A 22,991-nucleotide genomic window follows, 5' to 3' on the forward strand; every position below is an offset into this window, starting at 1 on the left:
AGATATTATCGCTTTCTAAATAAAGCCCAATATTTTCTTCAGCACCTGATTCAGCTCATCACTGAAATGCATACACTGCCAGGCTACAAATCCATCGGGGCGTACCAGCAGTGCGCCATCAGATGCGATACCGAATAATGCTTCCACTGTTTTTGTAGTGTCGATGAGATCAATGGCATGGATATCCAGCGCTATGGGAGCCTCTGCAGCAGCGTGTTTCCAGGATTCGTTGTCGCTGCCGGTGAGCAGGAAGAAGCGGGTACCGGCGAGATCGAGCGTGGATATTTTTTCCTGTCCCTGCCTGATCCAGGCATGAGGGAGGCGTGTGCCTGGCTGTCCGTTGAGGCTTATCTGTGAATGATTACCGTTGCTGATGATGGCCGCTGATTGATAGCGGTAGTCGGGCAATCCGGCTAAACCTGCCAGTTGTTTCATGATGAGGCGGTTGACTGTTTTTTGCATACCCATTCCTTCTGCCAGTTTGATGCGCATAATGTTGGTGATCATACCGGTCATATTCATTTTCTTCATGGAGAGCAGGCCGTATTCATCGGCTCTGCTGCCGGAGAAGAGTGCTGCTTGCAAGCCTACGGGCTGGCGTTCCGGCGAGTAGGATGTGAGCAGTATGGGAGTGGCTTCTCCCCGCAATACGGCAGCAAGTTTCCAGGCAAGGTTGTGAACATCCTGGATGCCGCTGTTGGCGCCTTTGCCGCCATAGGGCGTCATGGTGTGGGCGGCATCACCGGCGATGAAGATGCGCCCATGCTGCATCTCGTTCACTACGCGGGTGGTAGGCTGCCAGGGTAATATACTGAGTACGCGCACGGGGATATCAGGCAGGCCAATCATGCTTTGCAATATGCTGGTGACATGCGGGATGGTATATTGATCTGCCTGTGCAGGATCATAACTCAGATGAAATACCCAGCGGTCGCTATTGTTGATAGCGGTGAGCATGCCCCTGATGCCGGGGCGCCTGATTAGCATAATGCTGAATTCACGTCCGCGAACAAAGTCGCCCAGCGGCGCTTCAAAATAGATGTTGAGCAGATGGCCTTGCGGGCCTTTGCCGGAAACCGGTGCCTGTAGCGTTTCGCGGACGAAGCTCCTGGCGCCGTCGGCTGCAATCATATAGCTGGCTTTTACTTCCATCACTTCGCCGGTATCGCGGTGGCGCAGGGTGGCCTGCACATAATCGGGATGTTGCTGGAAGGCAATGAGCTCGGTGTTGAAGTGTATGTCGGCGCCCCGTTGCTGTGCGGCGGCCAGCAGCACGGGTTCCGACAGGTCCTGTGTGCAGCGTGCACCGGCTTCGGGGCTCATGGCGCCGAGACTTTTCACACCGAAGAGCTGTTGCGGATTGTGCTTTTTCTTTTTCAATTTTTTAGGGATGGCGGCAGCCAGGCTTTCGCCGGAATGTATGCCCCAGGCGGGCGCCAGTGTTTTGCCTGCTTCGCGGATGCTTTCGTGCAGGCCGATGCCGCGGTAGAGTTCCATGGTGCGTATATCGAAGCCGCGTGCCCGCGGATGTATGGAAGTACCCCGACGGCGTTCGATTAATAAAGGTGTAATGCCTTGCTGTAACAGGAACAGCGCTGCTGAGAGCCCCGCAACGCCGCCGCCGGCGATCAGCACCGGCACTTGCATCGGGGTAGTGGAAGCGTTCATATCTTAGTGTTTATTGCCATCACAAAAATCCAATATCGCATCTCCCTGAGATGGCATAAAACGGATATTTTTGTACCTTGAACGGAGTATTTTATCATCTTTATGGAAAATAGCGAACCTTCCTACCCGACATATGAAGCATTTACCAGCCTGCCGGTATCGGCGGCACCGCTGGTATTCGACTTCTTATTGCCGGAAGTGAAGGGCCGGATGCGCATGATGAAACTGGGCGCCATCCACGTTTCCGACGGACAGCTGGAGATCTCCGGCAAAGCCGCACATGACACACAGCTGCGTCACTACAACGATCATCCTTGTATTGAAATGAATTTTATGCTGGAAGGAAATATCCTCCAGCAACATAGTCATCTCTCCGAAAAATTATATTTTACCAGGGGATATCATAACGTGATGTTCAACCAGGGCGAATGGGAGCAGAACCAATACATGGGCAGTGGCATCCACAATAATTTTACCATCAATATTCATACATCCCGTTTCCTGGAACTGTTCAGCGCTTATGCGGAACAGCTGGATGATATAGCCGGAAAAGTGGCGCGGGGTGAGCCTTTCCTGTTACACCGGCCCGAGTTGCCGTTTACGCCACAGATGTTGCAGGTCATCCATAATATCTGGAATAACCCACTCAGTGGCACTTTGCAAAATCTTTATCTCGAAACAAAAACAACAGAACTGCTGCTGTTGCAATGGGAACAATTTACACGGCCCCGTAAAGCCGCTACGGTATTGAAATCCAGGGAAGATATTGCACGTATCCACCTGGCGCGCGAAATATTATTGAACAATATACAGCAGCCGCCGTCGCTGGCACAGCTGGCGCAACAATGTGGTGTTAATGAATTTAAATTGAAGAAGGGTTTCAGGGAGCTGTTCAATGATACTGTTTTCGGCTACCTTCATGAGCTCCGCCTGGAGCAGGCCCGTCAGCTCGTTCTCGATACGGATATGAGCATGGCTGAAATAGCCGCTGTCACCGGCTATGCGCATTCGCAGCATTTTCACCGCGCCTTCAGGCAGCGCTATGGCACTACGCCGCTGCAACTACGTAAGTAGTGATCTGGGATTGGTACGGATTTTCATCTGAAAAGAAAAAGGTTTAGCTACAGCCACCCAAACACCACGAGGGTTAATCCTACCAATCCAACGTAAAAATCATTCAGCACGCAGACTTTTAATGGGGTTCATCAGTGCCGCTTTCAGGGCCTGGAAGCTAACGGTACATAAAGTGATGAAAAGCATGCCGGCGCCGGCCAGAACGAAGATCCAGGGCGAAAGATAGGTGTGGATCGCGTAATGCTGCAACCATTTGTTCATGGCCAGCCCGATCAGCGGCATGGCGATGGCCATCGAGAGGGCGATGAGCCGGAGGAAGTCGCCCGATATCAGCGCCCACAGGTGCACGACGCTGGCGCCGAGGATCTTGCGGACGCCCATCTCTTTTGTGCGTTGCTCCGCGACGAAGGAGGCCAGACCGAACAGTCCCAGGCAGGAGATCAGAATGGCCAGGCCGGAGAAGACGGTGGTCAGGTTGCCGATTCGGGTTTCGGTGACGAATTTTTGTGCGTAAGCATCATCGTTAAAATGATAGATAAAAGGACTGGCGGGATTATATTGTTTGTACACAGCTTCGATCGCCGTGAGCGCGGTACGGATGGAAGTGCCGGGTTTAATGCGGACAATGTTGACGGAGTGTCCACCGTGACCCAGGAAGACGGCGGGTTGGACCTTGTCATAGGGACTGTTGGAGATCATGTCCTTTGTTACCCCTATGATCGTCCAGTTCTTGTTCCACAATCGGAAGGTTTTGCCAATCGGGTTGTCAAATCCAAGGGCTCGGGCGCCTGTCTCGTTGACAATGGCGGCGGCGCTGTCCGTTCCGTAGTCCCGGGAAAAGTCCCGGCCCTGGAGCACTGTCCAGCCGATGGTGGAACCGAAATCGGCATTGACCGCTATATCGCGGAAGAATATGCTTTTCTGCTCCTCGGTCATGCCCGGCCATTCCATCTGGTTATTCTGGTAAAATTCGGTCAGTAATGTGGAAGCATTTGCCACACCAGCCACCACTCCGGTGTTGAGCAGGCTGGTGCGGAGGGCCTCATAATGGTGGTCCAGCGAATCCGTGTTGATAGGAATATTGATAAGCCCGGCACGGTCATAGCCGATGGGCTGGTCCTTGGTATATTGAATCTGCCGGAAGACGACCAGGGTGCCAATGATCAGGCTTAGCGAAATGGAGAACTGGGCTACGACCAGGACCTTTCTCGGAAGGCTTGCGTCTCTGCCAGCCTTAAAAACGCCCTTCAGGACTTTTACGGGTCGGAATCCACTTAGATAGAATGCCGGGTAGCTGCCGGCCAGCAGGCCCGTGATCCCTGTGATGGCGAGGGAAAAAGACCAGAAGATCGGACTGTTCCAGGGAAGGGTCATGGATTTGCCGGAGAGCTGGCTAAACGCCGGAAGACTTAGCACGGTCAGGCCAATTGCCAGGACAAAGGCAAAAAAGGCGACAAGAAGGGATTCGCCCAGGAATTGCGAGATGAGTTGGGCTCGCTGGGAGCCCAGCGTTTTGCGGATACCGACTTCCCTTGCCCGCTTTTCGCTTCGGGCTGTAGACAGGTTCATGAAATTGATGCAGGCCAGCAACAATACGAAGACGCCAATGATCCCGATGAGCCGTACAAAGCCAATGCGCCCGCTTCCTGCGACGCTGTCTGATTCGTCGTAGTGCAGGTACAACTGATCAAAAGGAAGCACGGTATAGGTCTCGATGCTGTATTTGACAAAGGGAGTACAGAGATCCCGTATCCGGGCTGTGGCCCCTTTTGCGGTGGTATTACCGGCCAGGCGGGCGAAGATGCGGCAGCTATGGTCATTGAAATCCGTGTTGCGGGTGAGCCAATCCATCGATTTGTGAGTGATGGGCGTGAAAAAGTCGATGTCATGAAAAGACGAGGTCTCGGGCAGATCCGCATAGACACCTCCGACCGTGAATAATAACTGGTTGTTGTATTTAAAGGTTTTGCCCAGCGCATTTTCGGTTCCGTACAGGGCGATGGCGGTAGACCGGGAGATCAGTGCCGTTGAAGGGTCACGGAGCGACGCTGCATTCCCACTAAGAAAGTGATAGCCGAAGAGGATGGGGAAAGTATGTTCCGCCCAGGATCCCCGGCGGGAAATGCTTTTGTCGCCATTGATCAGCAGGCCCTCGCTGGGCCACTGGAACATCGCTGTTTCAGCGAAGATGTCTTTATAGTTATTTTGCAGAAAAGGCTCAAGGGCGGAGGAGACGGTTGTTCCTCTATAGGTGATGGGCGTGCCCGGTGGAGTACCTTTTGGGCGCTGGTCCTGCATAATCTCTACGATATGGGAGCGGTCGGGATAGGATTTGTCGACAGCAACTTCTCCGGCGATCCAGATGCCGATAACGAAGGCGACGGCCATGCCTATAGAAAGGCCAGCAACATTAATCAGGGTGTAGCCGCGGTTTCTGCGAAGTTGGCGGAGAGCGAAGAGAAGGTAATTTTTAAGCATGTCCTTAGTTTAAAAATACAGCAGAACAACAGCGAGAAAAGTACCTGTTTTTTTACATATTAATAATCTATTAGTTACGATTTATTTGATATCATTAATTGTCCGTTTCCGCACACGCTACGTTCAGTTTTATACTTTTGGGAGGGCGCCGGATTGGTCGGGGATTTTTATACGATAATGGAAAGATACAGTTCAGGTCACTGATAAAAAAAGCGCTCTTTTGAGCGCTTTTTTATCAGGCAACCAGCAGGCAAAGTGTATTAAGATAATCCTTTTGTAAATCTTCACTCAACACACCCGATTTCCGGTAAGTATCCAGTATTCTCACAATCTGTATCCTCGTATCCGAAGGAATATCATCATTATGATCTTTCACGATCCGTTTAATCTCCGTGTGAAAATTGGTAATCGATTTTTTCTTCGGTGCAATGCTGGCCATGGATACCAGATAGCCCCATTTCCCATTCCACTGCTTGTATTGAGGGAAGGAATACAGGAACAATGAAACATAAAAGTTTGCTTTCCTGTTTTTCGCCGCGGCTACAAAAAAATCAAAAATGTGTTTGCGTGGACGAAGGCCATATCTTTTGACCATATTTCCTAAAGCAGAAATGATATTGCACAATAGGTTTGAATTCTTGCTATAGGCCCTGCCAATTTCCACCAGCTTATCTGCCAATACGTCATCGGTAAGGAGGGATACATTAGCGCTCGAAACTGCTTCTCTGGGAATTCTTTCAAATTTGGTGATGAGTGCACCTAATTCCTCCTCAGAATAAGTTTCCCATTGATACAGCTTATCCTTTATTTCTGTTGTTAATGTAGTAGCTTTTGTTTTCATATACTGTTTTTGTCGTTGATAGAAAGTAAAGCAACCACATTATCCAAAAATGATGCCTCAGTAAACGGGGTCTGCCTCGTTCACGATGGAAGGCGTGTTAAAGAAACATGAATAAATTACCCCAAATTCATTGCAATAAATTATAAAAAGCGGACGCTATACATTAACTTAAATAGCCATGATAAGAAAGCTATTTTTGATTGCCGCCATCTTTTCCTTTATAAACGGCTATGCGCAAAACAGTGCAGACCTATACCAGGTAGATGCCCTGGAAAAAGTATTCAAAGAAAGGACTTATTTTCCTCCGCTTGCAGATGATACCATTCGTGCCGCCGCAGGGGAAACGGCCACTATTCAGCTGGTCCTGAAAGCGAACAGGCCGATCCGGAGGCTATCGGCTAATGCCGTTTGTTTGCCTGGTAATGCTGCAAAGCTCAATGCCAAAACCGGCTGGGTGACTTATGTTCCGGTTGGCAGAAGGTATACACCTCCCTCAAAAGACCTGCTGTATTCAGTGTCGGGATATTTCCCGGACCCTATCGTTGATGATACATTGCTGAATCTGTCTCAGGGCGACATCAACCCTTTATGGATATCCGTTCCGATACCGGCTAATACTCCAGCTGGTGTATACATGGTACAAACAGATGTAAATGGCCTGGTAAATACACAGAAGGAGCGATTCAGGAAAGTTGTTCCCGTTAAAATTTATCCTGTTGCCGTATCAGCAACCTCACTTTGGATCAGCAACTGGTCGGCCCATTTTAATCCGGTAACGCTGGAGTTGTTGAATAAAGGGCGGAAAGTGGAACTGTACTCGCCATTGTACTGGGAATTATTGAAAGTGCACGCGGAAATAATGGGCTCCCACAACCAGAATGTATATCGTATCTATCCTACCTGGAATACAAAGTACACATTGAATAACGGCAGGTACAGTTTTGATTTTACCAACTTTGATAAAGAAGTGAAGCTGTTTGAAGATGCAGGCGCGCTGAAGCAGATCGAAGGCGGGCACCTGGCCTGGCGTTCCGGGGCATGGGACGATCCTTTTTTTGTGGAAGTGCCGCTGGAGGATAATGAGGAAACGCGAAAATTAAAACAGGCTCCCAATCCATCGGCGTCTTTTTATGGTATGCGTTCCGTGCTGCTGCCGGTAAGTGATGCAAGGGCACAGAATTTTCTGAACCAGTTCCTGCCGGCATTAAAAGAACATCTGGAGAAAAACGGCCGGCTGGAAAAGTATCTGCAGCATATATCTGATGAACCCACCGCCCAAAATGCCCCTTCCTATGTTGAGATCAGTAGCTATGTTAAAAAATACCTGCCAGGTGTAAAGATCATGGATGCCGTACTAACTTCAAAAGAACTAAAAGACGGTATTGACCTATGGGTACCCGTATTGGATGTTTATCATAAGGATTATTCGTTTTACCAGGAGCTGAAAAAGAACGGAAAGGAAATATGGTTTTATACCTGCGTAGGACCCCGGGGAAACTATGCTAACCGGTTTATTGAACTGCCGTTGATCCAGACCCGTTACCTGCACTGGATTAACTATAAATATGGAGCCACTGGGTACTTACATTGGGGATTGAATTTTTGGGGAGGACGTGATCCGCTGAGAGATGATGCATCACGCGATCGCGGGAGGCTTCCTGCCGGAGATGCCAATATTGTCTATCCCGGCTACAGGAAATTATACACCTCCATCCGTTTTGAGGCCATGCGCGATGGTATTTATGACTATGAGTTGTTAAAAATGCTGGAACAAAAAGACGCTGCTAAGGCTAAGGCACTCGTCAATGAACTGATCATGAATTTCAATGACTATGATAGCAGTATCCGTTATTTCCGGGAAGTCAGAAAACGGCTCCTGGAAGCCCTGAGCCGGTAGCGGCGCCCGGTTCATGCTGTGATTTTCGTTCTGTGGTTTAATCCCCATTGCACAATATGCTCAGTTAGTGGTATGACTGTTTTACCATACTCACTGAGATGATAAAATACCTTTGGAATTTTATCATCATTTTGTCTCCGGCAAATGAGCTGATTCTGCTCAAGATCCTTTAATTCCCTGGTTAATACCTTGGGCGACATCCCTTCAATATCATTCAGTATCCTCGTGAAGTTAAGTTCAAGCTCCTGCCTGTTGGCCAGGTAACGCAGTATCAGGAGCTTCCATTTACCTCCTATCACATACAGGCAATCCCGCATGGCCCGCAGCTCCTCGTCACAGGATGCTTCTCTTATACTGCCGTTTTTTTTAATGTATCCCATTTACTTTCCTTTAGGTAAGTCTATTGTTTAAGGGGGCTAACTGGCCCTAAATTTACATAAAAAACGACTTATGAACGCAGTACGATTGGTCATCTCCGGGGAAAACAACCAGTTAGCAGACGATAGTAATTATCCTAAACCTGCCATTAAAAACCCTCACCAGGTGCTTATCAGGGTTAAAACGGCAGGTATTAACCCGATTGACTGGCAAATGTTTCAAGGGAAGAATGAGATACGCATGCTGAACTCCGATATTTTAGGCAGGGAGCTTGTTGGCGTAGTAGAAGAAGTGGGCAGTGCAGTGGTAAATTTCAGGCAGCACGACGAAGTTTTCCTTGCTATCGGCAGTATGGGCAGCAACGGCGCTTTTGCGGAATATGTAGTAGCACCGGAAGAAATAGTGGCGCATAAACCTCAAAAACTCAGTGCTGAACAGGTGGCTGCACTTCCCATTGCGTATGTTACCGCCTGGCAGGCGGTTTCCAGGTTACAATTGCCCAAAGATGTTTCTATACTCATCCTGGGTGCATCCGGAGGCGTAGGCAAGGCTTTAGTTAATGTGCTGCATCATTTCGGGTATCATAAAATAATCGCAACTGCCGGGAATGATTATAGTACCACCGAATTAATGAAACAGGGGCTAGCCAACAATCAAATTGTCTCATACAAACTTCCGGATGTAGCACAGGAATTACTAACGTTTAATAAGGGACTGTATGATGTTGTAATAGACTGCATAGGAAACCAGATGACCGAAATAGGAGCGGCCTCCCTGAAAAGAGAAGGATTATTTACAGACATTACCAATCTGAGAACGGAAGAGGCGAATGATATACTGTTTCAGAAAGCGGCGCTGATTATGAATATTTCCCGTTATGCCGAACCGGAATTGTATTATAAATATGGAGAAATACTGCAACAGGTGTCCGGAATGCTGGAAACACAGGCAGGATGGCATTTACAGGAGGTGCTTAATTTAGGAAAACTGTCCGCCCGTAATTTGCATAAAGCTTTTGATTTAATGAAAAAGAATGAAACCAATGGGAAGAAGCTTATTTTGGAAGTGCTGTAAAATGGATGTTGGACGTTATCGTATACAGATAAGAAAAGAAGACGGAATTATCCGGGCCAGGAAGGTTATCCGGGTTATTTTTTGTCTACCTAACCTCAGGATAGATTTTTTAATCTTTTAATATCCTACTTGGAAATATTACCATGAAAATAACATTCCCACTCCGGAGAAACCCCTAAATTGCATACCATCCAACTTACAACAGTAAAACATTGTTTTAAAACCTGTTTTATATTATGCTGAAAAAGACTGTAGCAACCGTGCTTATTATTGCATTGGCAATATCGTGCAAGAAAAACGACGACAAACCCGTAAATCCTCCGGGCCCGGACCCCCAGGTGGTCAAAGACCTCTCAAAAAAAGCTAAGATCGACTCGATAAGTAACGTCATCAAAAAATGGCAACTAAATAATGTGGTGCGCGATAGTGTCTGGAACGACAGTGCAGGAGTCAGCTTTTTTATCAAATATCCCGCTGGATGGTTCCGGATTAACGGAAATAGTATATTTCCCGGGGCTACTATAAATACCTCCGGATTTAAAAAAGATAATGTGCCTGAGTTCTTAGCCGGACCAGAAAACCAGCAGGTAAAACTGTTTACTGGTAACATTACAGTGAAGCCTGTCGACTCCCTGATTCCTCTTTCCCAAACAGCGGTAAGCGGATTAATTCAGCATTGGTTCGGCAAGAGTAACGGAACAACAGAAGGTACGGCGGTAGGACGGGCAGTGAGCTTTGATGACTATGCTACCCTGTTTTTATATTCCCCCGCCGCCGCTTTAACGAACCGGCTATTTGATCCGGTACCTCTCCATCAGCTGATTCCTGCAGCGAAGCAGTCGGCTATTGAGAAAAAAAATGGCTGTATGGTATATTCTGTAGGGGTTAACTATAGACTCTATTTTGACTATCAGGATGGATTGGTACGCTACAAGAACTATTATGCAACTGATGCCGGCAATAAAGGCTTTATTTCCATGGTAGCTTATGGACATGAAGTGTTCGTATTTCTTGAGTCAGATGCAGAAGAAGATAAGTTAAGACCGGCTATGAACCGCACTCTCAGCGGAACCGAAACCAGCGAAGATGTTGCGCTGCTGAAGCAAAGCAAAGCCCATGTATACTATCGCCATGTGGCGGCCGCAAAGGTTTCAAAGGAGGATTTAAATGGATACGACCGGTTAAAAGAATACCTCACTATAATAAATACTCCCTTTGATTACAAAGGTGTTCCGCTTTACTATGGTGTGAAGAACACAGCCGCGGAAACGATTGAGGCCGATCGTTTGTTAAGAATTGATTTTACGTTGAAGTAATATTGAACAGAGAGATTACGCTGTCTTTCAGTGCTTCACCAGATTCCCAGCGCAGCCCGCATCAGGTAACATGTGCCATTAAAAGCATTGCTGCGCTGGTATCTTCAATCTCATCTTTTTTACCGGCATGCTGTGTGCCTGCTGTAGCAGAAAGAAATTCATTTATCTGTAGCTTCGATACCGGATATTCCTATGATTTGCAGAAAATAGCATGCTGCAACAAATCCTCCCATCATTTGCAACATTTTCATCCCATCCATCCCAATCCCTCTTCATATATTTGCTTCGTCAAACGCTAAAGAACAACCTTTATCCTGCCAGACGTTCCTCATGATGCAAACATCCATAAAACAACTACACCGTCTTTCCGGTATCATCCTCGCCTCATTTCTGCTGCTACACCTCACCAACCACCTGTTCGCCCTCGGCGGCCCGCAACTGCATATCACCGTCATGAATACACTCCGGCATATCTACCGGTTCTGGCCAATAGAAGTACTGCTGCTGTTATGCGTAGGCTTTCAGATAATCAGCGGGGGATACCTCGTCATGAAGAAAGGCTTTATCCGCCAGCCATTCCACGTGGTAGCACAGGTGTTGAGTGGATTGTACCTGTCTTTTTTTATGGTCTATCATGTACAGGCAGTGCTACGTGGGCGTTTCCAGTGGAAGATGAACACCGATTTTTATTTTGCCGCCGGTGTGGCGAATCATTATCCGGAGAAACTCTTCTTTATTCCTTATTACACCCTGTCGCTGATCGCTGTTTTTACGCATATCGCTGCGGCGCATTACCTGAAAAGGAAGGAAGCCGGTTGCCCGCCACGCAGGTATAAAAACGAAACCATTGGTATCTGTATTGCCGGTGGGATAGTAACCTTGCTGATCATGATTTCCTTTACCGGCGTATTATATAAGATTTAAAAGCGGCGTTCCGGGAAACGCCGCCGGGATAAACAGCTACAGGAATTTCCTAAGCTTACTTTTGAAGAAGCCGGCATTTTCCGCAATACTATCCATCGCATCTCCCGTACGGAAGTTACCACCCTGCTCCAGGAAATAGTATTCCAGTCCTGCCATACGGAAGTCGGGCAGTATTTTCGTATAGTCGATAGCTCCCTGCCCAAGCTCCGTATAATCCTGCGTTTTACGATCCATGTCCTTAATATGCCACATCACAAAACGGCCGGGCTGTTGTTTGAAAAATTCTATAGGCTGTTTCTTCGCCGCACGCACCACCCAGTACATATCAATCTGCAGCTTCACAAGGTCGGGATCTGTTTCTTTCATAATCACCTGGTAGCCATTGATGCCTCCCTGATCAATGAATTCATGATCGTGGTTGTGGTAAGCCAGGCGCAAACCAGCCTGCTTCACCCGTGCACCAATAGTGTTAAGCTTAGCCGACAGCAATTTGAATTTATCAATGGTCCTGTCTTCCGGCGCCAGCCAGGGCCAGGTGATATACTGTTGATCCAGCTGTTTCGCACCCGCTATGCATTGATCCACATAGCCCAGCAGATCCGCCTCCGGCACATTAAGGTATTTATAAAGATCATAATGCCCGCTTGAGGTAGTGAGCCCCGCGTCTTTCAGCAGCTGCTTAAAATCCCCGGCACTGAGCCCGTAGTACCCAACACGGGCCGGATCAAAACCATAGGTTTCCAGATCCTGGTATCCCAGGGCCGCCACTCTTTTTAAAGTGCCGGTTACGTCGCGTTCCATCGCCTCCCGGATAGTATAAAGCTGAAGCCCCATTTTAAACCTGGGTTTGTGCAGGGCTGCAAGGGCAGGTGGGGAGAGTAGGGTGCCCATAACGGCAAGACCTGATTGTGTCAGAAAATTTCGCCGGTTGATAGTTTTTAATTCCATAGCTAACAGTAAGGTTTGTAATAAAATTAAATAACTGTCTGATTGACAGTTTTATTTTGCAGTGGACTAAATTTTTTTTAGTCTTTCTATAATATCTGCTATAGCTGATAAAGACAGCATATAGCAATATTCCTGCATTTGGTAAATCTAGCGTAAAGATCGTCACCGTTCATGAATTCGTGATGAAAATGAGGCAATTGCAACAATTGATACCCTAAACTGCAACATACCATCCCCCGGTCATTCAACGATATTATCCAACTTTACAACATTGTATCCACGTAAGAATTTCACCGCGTTATGAAAAGAACGATTACCGTTGCATGGCTTTTTTTTTTGTTGATCAGCAATGCTTCTTTGGCAGGTCCGCCGTTTTATTCACCAACTAAAGATGGGGTCATGATTTTTACTGACCCCTCTTATACCGGTACAACCAACACCGTCAGGCTGTATGTGATAACAGATGAAATTATCAGGGTAGTGGCAGTACCAGGGAAGGAAATCAGTACTGCTCAAAGTCTGATAACAGTCGATACTAAAAGACCGGCTCCTGAATGGAAACTGACGGCTTCCAACGATGTACTAAGACTAAAGACGAAGAAACTAACCGCCGTTATTGCGCTTAAAACAGGCGCTGTTTCATTCCTGGATGCAAAAGGGGAAAAGATGCTGGCGGAAAAAACGCCCAATGGCAGCAGTTTCCAGCCTGCCGTATTCGATGGCCAGCGCTATTATCAGCTCACCCGGCAGTTCGAAGGGGCTGATGACGACGCCTGGTATGGCCTCGGACAGCATCAGGACGGAGTATATAATTATAAAGGACAACAGGTCACTTTCTTCCAGAATAATACCGAAGTAGCTATCCCTTTCCTGGTGTCCAACAAAAACTATGGCATCCTCTGGGATAATTATTCCCTGACTACGGCCGGAGATGTACGGCCGCTGCACCCGCTTGCTGCCTTACAACTTTTCTCGAAAAATGGCGAGCAGGGCTGGCTGACTGCCTCCTACGCCAATGATGCGCATCAGCCGCAGGAAATTATTGCCCGCCGGGCGGAATCCGATATCAGCATGGAATTCCTGGGTGATTCAAAAGTCAGGCTCCCCAAAGAATTTACGCCCGCTACCGGCATGGTTTCCTGGGAAGGCAGCCTGGCCAGCGATCAGTCAGGCCTGCATCAACTGAAGTTCACCTTCGGAGGAACGCTGAAAGTATGGCTGAACGGAAAGCTGGTACTGGACCATTGGCGAAAGGCATGGAACCCCGCGCCGGCACTCATTCCCTTCAGCTTTGAGAAAAACGTAAAGGTGCCGGTAAAGATTGAATGGACGCCCGAAAGCGCCGAATCCTACCTGTCGCTGAAATGGCAGGAGCCGTTGAGTAAAGAACAACAGCGCTGCTTCGGCTTTGCATCTGAAGCAGGCCGCCAGGTAGATTATTATTTCGTGCATGGCAATAATATAGATGAAGTGATTTCCGGCTACCGGGAGCTCACCGGTAAAGCGCCTATCGTGCCCAAATGGGCATTGGGTTTCTGGCAGAGCCGCGAACGCTACAAAACGCAACAGGAAATCCTTTCCACCGTCGATGAATTCAGGAAAAGAAAAATACCGCTGGATAACATCGTGCTCGACTGGAGCTACTGGCGCGAAGCCGAATGGGGAAGCCAGGAGTTTGATCCGGCGAGGTTTCCGTCGCCCGACAGCATGATTACCCTGCTGCATGAAAAGTATCACACACAGATCATGATATCCGTATGGCCTAAGTTTTACAAAAACATACCGGCCTACAACGAATTTGAGAAGAGAAACTGGCTCTATAAAAGAAATATTGCCGACGAACAGCGCGATTGGATAGGCAACGGCTATGTGTCTACCTTTTATGACGCTTTTAATGAAGATGCCCGCCGGGGATTCTGGGATCTGCTCAACACTAAGCTCTATGCCAAAGGAATTGATGCCTGGTGGATGGATGCCAGTGAACCGGATGTACTGTCGAATGTAAGCCCCGGGAAACGAAAGCTGCAAATGACGCCCACAGCCCTGGGCAGCGCTGCTGAATACCTGAATGCTTATCCCTTGCAAAATGCAAAAGGCATCTACGAAGGACAGCGCCAGACCAGTCCCGGCAAAAGGGTATTCCTGCTCACCCGCTCGGGCTTCGCAGGCTCGCAGCGCTATGCTGCCTCCATCTGGAGTGGCGATATTGGCGCCACCTGGCACGACATGCATGCGCAGATCGCCGCCGGCCTCAATTTCTCCCTGTCTGGTCTTCCTTACTGGACAATGGATATCGGCGGATTTGTGGTACCGGCAAAGTTTGAAAAACCGGATACTGCCAGCCTCGAGGAATGGAGAGAGCTGGTAACCCGCTGGACGCAGTTCGGCGCATTTGTGCCGTTGTTCCGTTCGCACGGGCAATATCCTTACCGCGAAATTTTCAATACCGCTCCGGACGATCACCCGGCGTATCAAAGCTTCCTGTATTACGACAAGCTTCGCTATCGTATGCTACCCTATATCTATTCTTTGGCTGGTGCTGCATTCCATGAAAACTATACCATGATGCGGGGTTTAGTCATGGACTTTGCAAAAGACACCGCTGTGCTGAACATCAACGATCAGTTCATGTTCGGACCGTTCATGCTTGTTAACCCAATTTATCAGTACAAACAACGCAGCAGGGAAGTATATCTGCCTGCCGGAGAAGGTTGGTACGATCTGTACACCGGCGCCTGGAACAGCGGCGGCAAAAGAATAAACGCCGATGCGCCGTATAACCGTATACCACTCTATATAAAAGAAGGCGCCATCATTCCATTGGGGCCCGACCTGCAATACACGTCGGAAAAGCCGGCAGATACGACTACGCTATACGTTTACACCGGTAAGAACGGATCTTTCCGGTTGTACGAAGACGATGGGGCGTCCTATGACTATGAGAAAGGACAGTTTACCGTTATCCCGATCGATTATAATGAAAGCGCCGGAACCCTCACAATAGGCGACCGTAAAGGATCTTACAGCGGCATGCTGAAGCAGCGCACCTTCCGGATCATCCGGGTTACTCGTGCTGCTCCTAAAGCCCTGGATCCTGATGGCCGTCCCGATAAGGAGATTAGCTACGAAGGCAGGAAGTTATCCGTCAAAATATAAGTCGTTTTATCACTACCAAAATCCAAATGTCTGACACGTATGAAAAAATCAAGTAGAAAATCATGGCAGCTATTGCTTTATTCATTAATGGTGGTCATATTCATAAGCCATTCAGCGATTGCGCAAACAAATTACACAACAGGCCGGATCACCTCCGGGAAAACGGCAGCAGCAGTGCCGGGCGCGGTGATCAAAATAAAAGGTACCAACAAAGGCGCCGTAACAGATGATGGCGGATATTTTAAGATTGATGCCGCCCCCGGTGATGTGCTCGTCATCACCTCCATTGGCTATGTACCACAGGAAGTAAAGGTAACCGGCAGCGCGATGAACCTGCAATTGCAGGAATCCGTTACACAAATTGAAGACCTGGTGGTGATTGGTTATGGCGTGCAGAAGAAGAAACTCGTTACCGGCGCCAATCTCCAGGTGAAAGGCGATGACCTTCAGAAACAGAATACCACCAATGCTTTGCAGGCATTACAGGGGCAGGCGCCGGGCGTACAGCTTACCAGCTATTCCGGTCAGCCCGGTTCGGCGATGAATGTGATTATCCGTGGTAAAGGTACTGTTGGCAATTTTGCGCCGCTATATATTGTAGATGGCGTACAAACCAGCGATATCGCTTATCTCAATCCCGCTGATATTGCTTCCATTGATGTGTTGAAAGATGCTGCTTCCGCAGCCATTTATGGCTCTCAGGCCGCTAACGGGGTGATTCTTGTTACTACAAGGTCAGGTAAAGTAAACCAGAAAGCGCAGGTAACACTGGATGCTTTCTATGGTGTGCAGAATGTAGCCCGCAAAGCACAACTGCTCAATGCAAAGGAATACGCGACGATTATGAACGAAGCAGCTGTTAACTCTGGCAAAACGCCGTATTTCTCCAACGATGTCATCAACAACCTGCCTGTAAATACGAACTGGCTCGACCAGATGTTTGTGAAAAATGTACCCATCCAGAACTACGTGCTGGGCGTACAGGGCGGAAGTGCCGGCTCCATATATTCGTTGTCGTTAGGATACACGAACCAGGGGGGTATCGTGGGCGGCTCCAGTCTCTCTAACCTCGAACGCTATACGTTCAGGATAAATTCTGAGCACAGGCTGTATAAAGACATGGTCAAAGTGGGCGAACACCTGACTTTCAATTATCAGAATACAGCCGGCATTCAGGTCGGAAATCAGTACAACAACTCGCTGCGTGCGGCGTTTGGCACCAGCCCTTTCCTGCCCATGTACGATAACGACGGCAATTTCTTCAGCAGCGATAAAACCGGCTGGTATCCCGGAAAACCTGATATGGCCTGGAATAACGGCGAATCCAATCCCTATGCGGTGATGTACAATACCAATCAATATCGCAACAGCAGTCAGGGCCTGTTTGGAGATGTATACCTGCAGGCAGAACCCATTAAAGGCCTGAAATACCGCAGCAGCCTGGGATTGAACTACTACGCTAATCAAAGCCATGGCTACACACCCGTTTATCATCTATCTATATACTCCTTTAACGATACATCAAAAGTAACCCAGTCAATGGGAAGCGGGCAAACCATTCAGTTCGATAACTCGTTGAGCTACGACTTCACACTGGGCGCCAATCACAGCTTCACCGTGATGGCGGGTACATCCGCGCTTAAAGCAACCGGCGTTAGCATGACCGGCAACAACTGGGATCTGCGGATCGCCGACATGTCGCATGCCTACCTTTCCGTAGCCCAGAACGTGAATAAAGGAGCGCCTTATATGAGTATGAGTGGTGGACCTTTTACCAATTCACTGGTATCTTACTTCGGAAGGTTGCAATATAATTTTATGGAGAAATACCTGCTGAACGTTACTTTCAGAGCGGATGGCTCCTCCAGGTTTGCACCCGAAAACCGATGGGGATATTTCCCTTCTGTATCTGCAGGATGGGTGGCTACAAAAGAAGAATTTATGAGAGATGTACGATGGCTGGATTTCTTCAAGCTGCGGGCCAGCTGGGGCCAGGTGGGTAATCAGAATGTAGCTGCTTACCAATATTTATCGCCCATCTCTTTCGTGCATGCCGCTTATATCTTCGGCCCGGTGGAAGGTGCTAATACACAGGGCGCTTATCCGAGCAGGCTGGCCAATCCGAATGTAAAGTGGGAAACCTCTGAACAAACTAACGTAGGCTTCGACGCTACGTTGTTGAATAAGCTGAATGTTACTTTTGATTATTATATTAAGAAAACGAAAGACTGGCTGATCACGGCACCTATCCTCGCCACCGCCGGTGCAGACGCTCCTTTGATCAATGGCGGCGATGTCAGCAACACCGGTGTGGAACTCGCGTTGGCCTACCAGAACAGCATTGGCAAATCTTTCCATTATACAATCGGCATCAATGGCGCCTATAATAAAAACAGAATAGGCAACATCCCTACGAACGATCATATCATTCATGGGCCTAACAATTTGCTGTACTCTAATTCCCTTGAATTTTACAGGGCGGCAAATGGTTATCCTATTGGTTATTTCTGGGGCCTGAAAACAGCAGGCATATTTCAGTCGGAGGCAGAAGTGAATGCCTACAGAAGCAAGTCAGGTAAGCTGATTCAGCCGGATGCCAAACCCGGCGATGTTCGTTTCGTTGATCAGAATGGCGATGGTGTCATCGATGCCAGTGATAAAACCATGATAGGCGATCCGAATCCGCATTTTACATTTGGGTTTAACATCGGACTGGATTATAAAGGCTTCGACCTGCAAATACAGGCCTCCGGTGTATCAGGCAATAAAATTGTGCAGTCGTGGAGAGATCAGTCCGGCGCATATGGCAACTACTCCGCTGCCATCCTCGACCGCTGGCATGGCCCCGGATCATCCAACACGATGCCTAGGGTAACGGAAGATAACCGCAACTGGACACAGTTTTCCGACCTCTATATACATGACGGAAGTTTTCTGCGTATCAATACCATCACGCTGGGATACGATTTTTCGAAACTGGCATCGCGGAATTATCTCGGTAAAATAAGGTTGTACGCTGCTGTGCTTAATGCCTTCACCTTTACGAAATACAACGGCATGGACCCCGAAGTGGGCTACAATGAAGGCTTCTCAACAGGAGTGGATCTGGGCTACTATCCCAGGCCCAGAACAGTAATGATAGGCGCCAATCTCCGCTTTTAATTAAAATTATAATGAAGATGAAAAAGCTACATAGTTATATACTGTTCTTCGCGCTCGTAACGCTGGCGGCCTGTAGTAAAAGTTTTCTCGATACAGAAGACGTAACTACGGCAACAGAACAGAACTTCTATAAAACCCCTAACGATGCCTTTAAGGCATTAGTAGGTGTATACGACGGATTACAGACCGTATGGACAGGCGGCATATCCCTGCCCGTAGCATCGGAGGTGATGTCTGATAATGCTTTCGGCGGTACCGGTAATGCGGATGGTTTCGGCTACCAGATGGTCGACGAGTTCGATAAACTCCGTTCACCTTCCGATCAGGCCCTGTACGGCGACAACTGGAGCGCCTATTACAAGGCCGTTTACCGGGCTAACATGCTGCTGACTCACCTGGATCAGGTTAACTGGAAAGGAAGCGAAAACCTGCGCCCGGTATATGAATCAGAAGCAAGATTTATACGGGCGTATTGTTATTTTGATATGGTAAGATTGTGGGGCAACATTCCGCTCCTCGCGAAGCCCTCTACCGAAAATCTGCCACAGGCAAGCCCCGACAGCGTTTACAAGCTGATTGCAGATGACCTGACATTCGCCGCTGCTAACCTCCCGGCGGTGAGCTACCCCAGCCAGGCGCCCGCCACTTATGGCAGGGTTACCAAATGGGCCGTGGAATCGCTGATCGGACGGGTGTTTCTTTATTATACCGGCTATTACAATAAGGCAGATCTCGTGGGTACTGTTTCCAAACAACAGGCACTCGCTTATCTTGAAGATGTTGTTAAGAATGGCGGATTCGGGCTGGTCGACAATTTTGCGAACCTCTGGCCCGCAGCTTCACTGGATCGTTATGTGGGAGAAGATAACAAGGAAACCGTTTTTGCTATTAAGTATACTTATACCAGCGACTACAACGGCAATGCAGATGGTAACTACTGGCTGGTCATGAATGGTATTCGCGGACAAAGCATTTTTCCATACGGAATGGGGTGGGGCGGAAGTACCGTTAATCCTAAGCTGTGGAATGCCTTTAGCGCCAACGACAGCCGGAGAAAAGCCAGCATCATATCCATCGTTGATGAGGGGCTGGATTTCAAGAACACAAAAGATCAACGGGAGTATACCGGTTATTATATGAAAAAATATACGCCGCTGGTAGATCAGGCGGGTAATAGTCTTGCTGTGAAAATGGGCGGTACCAATTTCATGATCGGTCAGTACCAGGACTATGTGTCTATCCGCTATGCCGATGTATTGCTGATGGCTGCTGAATTAGGCTCCGCTGGTGCACAGCAATATTTCGATGCAGTGCGCAAGCGCGCTTTCGGCGACAGCTTCGTGCAGCTACCGGTGAATCCCGCCAATATCATGAATGAAAGACGGCTCGAATTTGTTGGAGAAGGTATCCGCTACTGGGATCTGCTTCGTCAGGGTATTTCTATAGCTGCATCTGCTATTGCAGAAACCGTAGTATTGAAAAACGGCGATGTCAATACCACCAAAACTATTCAGGCAGGTAAGATCACGGACACAAAGGGATTGGCACAGATTCCGTATTCACAAATAACCCTGTCTAATGGCGTCTTGAAACAAAATGCCGGATGGTGATCATCTCAAAAAAATAAAATTATGTTTAAGCAATCATACATAAAGTCAGCAATACTGCTGCTGATAATAATATCTGCTGTACCTGCCTGCAAAAAGAAAGACTACAGTTTATCGGCGTTGCCAGATAAATCGGCCATCAACATGGAAGTGAAGCAGGATCTGGCTACAGATGCAGGTGGCAATACCATCTACCTGATCAGCAATACCAATGGGGTTATCCCGGTTTGGGACTATGGCACTGGCCGGTCGAACCGGCTCACGGATACCATTCACTTTGCCTTCAAAGGCGACTATGTGATCAAACGTTCTGCCGTAACCGGTGGCGGCATTGTGCAACTGGATTCCGTTACCATTCATGTAACGAAAGATAATCTTAACTACGTGAATGATCCGCTGTGGAATGCCTTAACCGGTGGTGTTGGCCAGGAAAAAACCTGGGTGCTGGATATCAAAGCAACGGTTTTCGATGGTCCGCTTTTCTTTTATGGCACTGATAATGGATGGGGAGGTGATTGTATGAAGACAGGAGGCGACTGCTGGTCCTGGGCCCCAAAGTATGCCGACAATACCTGGCTGATGCCATCGGGTGATTATGGCACCATGACGTTTAGCCTGAAAGGTGGTCCGTTTGTGAAGGTGATGCACGCCAAAATCCCTGCCAGGGGCACGGAGAACGGTACCTTTTACCTGGATATCAATACCAAAAAACTAAGCCTTACGGATGCCACGCCCATTCATGATGCAGGCAGAGACGCCTGTGTATCGGCATGGGGGAATATCAGGTTGTTTTCCCTGACGGATAAATCGATGCAGCTGGCGGTGCTGCGAACATCCTGCGAAGGGCCCTGCCTGCTCGTATATAACTACGTGGCAAAGCAATAAGAACATACCTGTGCCGGCGTACCAATTGATGAGGTAACTGAGTTTTATTCATCTTTCGAAAACTGAAAAATGCCACGTATGAAATCACTTTTTCGTTTATGGGTTGCCGTAGTAATCACTACCCTTGTTGCCTGCGAAAAGGATAACAGAGATGTTCCTAAAGTATCCCTATCTTCCTCCCAGGTGGCGTTTGCCGTCAATGGAGGAACTTCCGGATTTACCATCAACAGCAATACCAGCTGGAAAATTGTAAGTGCTTCGGCAGGCTGGTTGCAGATAAGCAATCAAACCGGTGATGCCGGCAGCACACAGGTGAATTTAACCGTCGGGGAAAATACCGGCTTCACCAACCGTTCCGTCACTTTGCAGATTGCTACCAGCAACGGCGCGCCTCAGCAGGTGGCCATTGTTCAGTTCAGTCGCAGTAAATCGTATCCGGGCTATAATACTTCACCACTACCACCCGACGCCACCGGCATGACAGGCAGCGCGCAACAACTCGCCGCTAAAATCGGGCTGGGTTGGAATATCGGCAATACGATGGAAGCCATCGGCGGAGAAACCGCCTGGGGAAATCCTAAAATCACCAACGATCTTATCAAAGCCGTTAAACAAAACGGTTTTAACGCCATCCGCATACCCTGTTCCTGGAATCAATACGCCGATGCTAAAACGGCTAAGATACAGGACAGCTGGCTGAATCGCGTTAAAGAAGTGGTGCAGTATTGCGTTAGCAACGACGTATACGTGATACTCAATATTCACTGGGATGGCGGCTGGCTGGAAAACAATTGCACGCCCGAAAAGAAAGACTCCGTCAACGACAAACAGAAAGCTTTCTGGGAGCAGATTGCCACCACACTGCGTGATGTTGATGAACACCTGATGTTCGCGAGTGCCAATGAGCCCAATGTCGACAATGCCACAAAGATGGATGTGTTGTTGTCGTATCACCAAACGTTTGTTGACGCGGTACGTTCTACCGGCGGCCGAAATGCTTACAGAACGCTGATTGTACAGGGGCCATCCACCAACATCGACAAAACGGTGCAGCTGATGAGCAAACTGCCTGCGGATAAAGTGCCCAATAAAATGATGGTAGAAGTGCATTCGTATACGCCGTACCAGTTTGCGTTGATGACGCAGGATGAAAGCTGGGGTAAACAATTTTTCTATTGGGGTAAAGACTATCATTCTTTAACAGACCCAACACGTAATCCAACCTGGGGAGAAGAAGCAGAAATAGACCGGCTGTTCAAGGCCATGAAAACTGCATTCGTGGATAAAGGTATCCCGGTGGTGTTGGGCGAATTTGCAGCGATCAGGCGTACCAATCTGACAGGCGATAATTTGCGACTGCACCTGGCTGCCCGCGCATATCATCTTAAATACATCGTGCAACAGGCTAAAGCAAATGGATTATTGCCGTTTTACTGGGATGCAGGCGGATTGGGCAATTATGGCACCGGTATTATCGATAGGAATAGCAATACTGTTTTCGACAGGCAGGCACTGGATGCCATGGCGTCTGGGTTAAATTAAGAGGAGTTTTTAATGTTGATAATGGTAAAGCCAGGGTTGCC

General features: G+C 48.3%; 15 protein-coding genes. 10 read left to right on the forward strand and 5 right to left on the reverse strand.

Annotation, left to right across the window (positions count from 1 at the left end):
* Positions 1–15: 15 nt before the first annotated feature.
* Complete coding sequence (locus tag UNH61_RS11555) at positions 16–1,668, reverse strand: FAD-dependent monooxygenase (protein ID WP_339071022.1); 1,653 nt, start codon at positions 1,666–1,668, stop codon at positions 16–18.
* 102 nt (positions 1,669–1,770) lie between these two features.
* On the opposite strand from UNH61_RS11555, the gene UNH61_RS11560 reads away from it, so the two are divergent.
* On the forward strand, positions 1,771–2,742 hold the full coding sequence (locus UNH61_RS11560) for an AraC family transcriptional regulator (protein ID WP_339071023.1): 972 nt from the start codon (positions 1,771–1,773) through the stop codon (positions 2,740–2,742).
* A 99-nt stretch (positions 2,743–2,841) separates the two neighbouring features.
* On the opposite strand, the gene UNH61_RS11565 is transcribed toward UNH61_RS11560, so the two are convergent.
* Both UNH61_RS11565 and UNH61_RS11570 read right to left on the reverse strand, forming a co-directional pair.
* Complete coding sequence (locus UNH61_RS11565; protein ID WP_339071026.1) at positions 2,842–5,220, reverse strand: ABC transporter permease; 2,379 nt, start codon at positions 5,218–5,220, stop codon at positions 2,842–2,844.
* A 235-nt stretch (positions 5,221–5,455) separates the two neighbouring features.
* Positions 5,456–6,061: a hypothetical protein gene (locus UNH61_RS11570; protein WP_339071027.1), complete on the reverse strand. Its 606-nt coding sequence runs from the start codon at positions 6,059–6,061 to the stop codon at positions 5,456–5,458.
* A gap of 178 nt (positions 6,062–6,239) precedes the next feature.
* Here UNH61_RS11570 and UNH61_RS11575 point away from each other — a divergent pair, with 178 nt between their 5' ends.
* A complete protein-coding gene (locus UNH61_RS11575) occupies positions 6,240–7,958 on the forward strand; it encodes a glycoside hydrolase domain-containing protein (protein ID WP_339071028.1) in 1,719 nt (572 codons plus the stop codon).
* 11 nt (positions 7,959–7,969) lie between these two features.
* Here the strand turns inward: UNH61_RS11575 and UNH61_RS11580 are convergent, their stop codons facing one another.
* Positions 7,970–8,338, reverse strand: a complete 369-nt coding sequence (locus UNH61_RS11580) for a helix-turn-helix domain-containing protein (RefSeq protein ID WP_339071029.1) — start codon at positions 8,336–8,338, stop codon at positions 7,970–7,972.
* Positions 8,339–8,408: 70 nt separating this feature from the next.
* Here UNH61_RS11580 and UNH61_RS11585 point away from each other — a divergent pair, with 70 nt between their 5' ends.
* From UNH61_RS11585 to UNH61_RS11595, 3 genes are all read left to right on the forward strand, one after another.
* Positions 8,409–9,410, forward strand: coding sequence for a zinc-binding alcohol dehydrogenase family protein (locus UNH61_RS11585; protein WP_339071030.1), 1,002 nt, complete (start codon positions 8,409–8,411; stop codon positions 9,408–9,410).
* 236 nt (positions 9,411–9,646) lie between these two features.
* Entirely contained in the window at positions 9,647–10,726 is a 1,080-nt protein-coding gene (locus tag UNH61_RS11590; protein ID WP_339071031.1) for a hypothetical protein, read from the forward strand.
* Between the two features lie 330 nt (positions 10,727–11,056).
* Positions 11,057–11,650, forward strand: a complete 594-nt coding sequence (locus UNH61_RS11595) for a hypothetical protein (RefSeq protein WP_339071032.1) — start codon at positions 11,057–11,059, stop codon at positions 11,648–11,650.
* Positions 11,651–11,686: 36 nt separating this feature from the next.
* Here the strand turns inward: UNH61_RS11595 and UNH61_RS11600 are convergent, their stop codons facing one another.
* On the reverse strand, positions 11,687–12,598 hold the full coding sequence (locus UNH61_RS11600) for a sugar phosphate isomerase/epimerase (protein ID WP_339071033.1): 912 nt from the start codon (positions 12,596–12,598) through the stop codon (positions 11,687–11,689).
* A 300-nt stretch (positions 12,599–12,898) separates the two neighbouring features.
* Here UNH61_RS11600 and UNH61_RS11605 point away from each other — a divergent pair, with 300 nt between their 5' ends.
* The 5 genes from UNH61_RS11605 (at position 12,899) to UNH61_RS11625 (ending at position 22,950) form a co-directional block, all read left to right on the forward strand.
* Positions 12,899–15,754, forward strand: coding sequence for a TIM-barrel domain-containing protein (locus UNH61_RS11605; RefSeq protein WP_339071034.1), 2,856 nt, complete (start codon positions 12,899–12,901; stop codon positions 15,752–15,754).
* A 39-nt stretch (positions 15,755–15,793) separates the two neighbouring features.
* Positions 15,794–18,916, forward strand: coding sequence for a TonB-dependent receptor (locus tag UNH61_RS11610; protein WP_339071036.1), 3,123 nt, complete (start codon positions 15,794–15,796; stop codon positions 18,914–18,916).
* Positions 18,917–18,933: 17 nt separating this feature from the next.
* Complete coding sequence (locus UNH61_RS11615) at positions 18,934–20,526, forward strand: RagB/SusD family nutrient uptake outer membrane protein (protein ID WP_339071037.1); 1,593 nt, start codon at positions 18,934–18,936, stop codon at positions 20,524–20,526.
* Between the two features lie 21 nt (positions 20,527–20,547).
* A complete protein-coding gene (locus tag UNH61_RS11620) occupies positions 20,548–21,408 on the forward strand; it encodes a hypothetical protein (protein WP_339071038.1) in 861 nt (286 codons plus the stop codon).
* A 78-nt stretch (positions 21,409–21,486) separates the two neighbouring features.
* A complete protein-coding gene (locus UNH61_RS11625; protein WP_339071040.1) occupies positions 21,487–22,950 on the forward strand; it encodes a cellulase family glycosylhydrolase in 1,464 nt (487 codons plus the stop codon).
* Positions 22,951–22,991: the final 41 nt, after the last annotated feature.

The sequence above is a fragment of the Chitinophaga sp. 180180018-3 genome (assembly GCF_037893185.1).
Lineage (GTDB): Bacteria > Bacteroidota > Bacteroidia > Chitinophagales > Chitinophagaceae > Chitinophaga.

What these genes read in the sequence shown, in the direction of transcription:
- UNH61_RS11555 (WP_339071022.1), bottom strand. Translation starts at nt 1,668, where the DNA reads ATGAACGCTTCCACTACCCCGATGCAAGTGCCGGTGCTGATCGCCGGC.
- UNH61_RS11560 (WP_339071023.1), top strand. Translation starts at nt 1,771, where the DNA reads ATGGAAAATAGCGAACCTTCCTACCCGACATATGAAGCATTTACCAGC.
- UNH61_RS11565 (WP_339071026.1), bottom strand. Translation starts at nt 5,220, where the DNA reads ATGCTTAAAAATTACCTTCTCTTCGCTCTCCGCCAACTTCGCAGAAAC.
- UNH61_RS11570 (WP_339071027.1), bottom strand. Translation starts at nt 6,061, where the DNA reads ATGAAAACAAAAGCTACTACATTAACAACAGAAATAAAGGATAAGCTG.
- UNH61_RS11575 (WP_339071028.1), top strand. Translation starts at nt 6,240, where the DNA reads ATGATAAGAAAGCTATTTTTGATTGCCGCCATCTTTTCCTTTATAAAC.
- UNH61_RS11580 (WP_339071029.1), bottom strand. Translation starts at nt 8,338, where the DNA reads ATGGGATACATTAAAAAAAACGGCAGTATAAGAGAAGCATCCTGTGAC.
- UNH61_RS11585 (WP_339071030.1), top strand. Translation starts at nt 8,409, where the DNA reads ATGAACGCAGTACGATTGGTCATCTCCGGGGAAAACAACCAGTTAGCA.
- UNH61_RS11590 (WP_339071031.1), top strand. Translation starts at nt 9,647, where the DNA reads ATGCTGAAAAAGACTGTAGCAACCGTGCTTATTATTGCATTGGCAATA.
- UNH61_RS11595 (WP_339071032.1), top strand. Translation starts at nt 11,057, where the DNA reads ATGATGCAAACATCCATAAAACAACTACACCGTCTTTCCGGTATCATC.
- UNH61_RS11600 (WP_339071033.1), bottom strand. Translation starts at nt 12,598, where the DNA reads ATGGAATTAAAAACTATCAACCGGCGAAATTTTCTGACACAATCAGGT.
- UNH61_RS11605 (WP_339071034.1), top strand. Translation starts at nt 12,899, where the DNA reads ATGAAAAGAACGATTACCGTTGCATGGCTTTTTTTTTTGTTGATCAGC.
- UNH61_RS11610 (WP_339071036.1), top strand. Translation starts at nt 15,794, where the DNA reads ATGAAAAAATCAAGTAGAAAATCATGGCAGCTATTGCTTTATTCATTA.
- UNH61_RS11615 (WP_339071037.1), top strand. Translation starts at nt 18,934, where the DNA reads ATGAAAAAGCTACATAGTTATATACTGTTCTTCGCGCTCGTAACGCTG.
- UNH61_RS11620 (WP_339071038.1), top strand. Translation starts at nt 20,548, where the DNA reads ATGTTTAAGCAATCATACATAAAGTCAGCAATACTGCTGCTGATAATA.
- UNH61_RS11625 (WP_339071040.1), top strand. Translation starts at nt 21,487, where the DNA reads ATGAAATCACTTTTTCGTTTATGGGTTGCCGTAGTAATCACTACCCTT.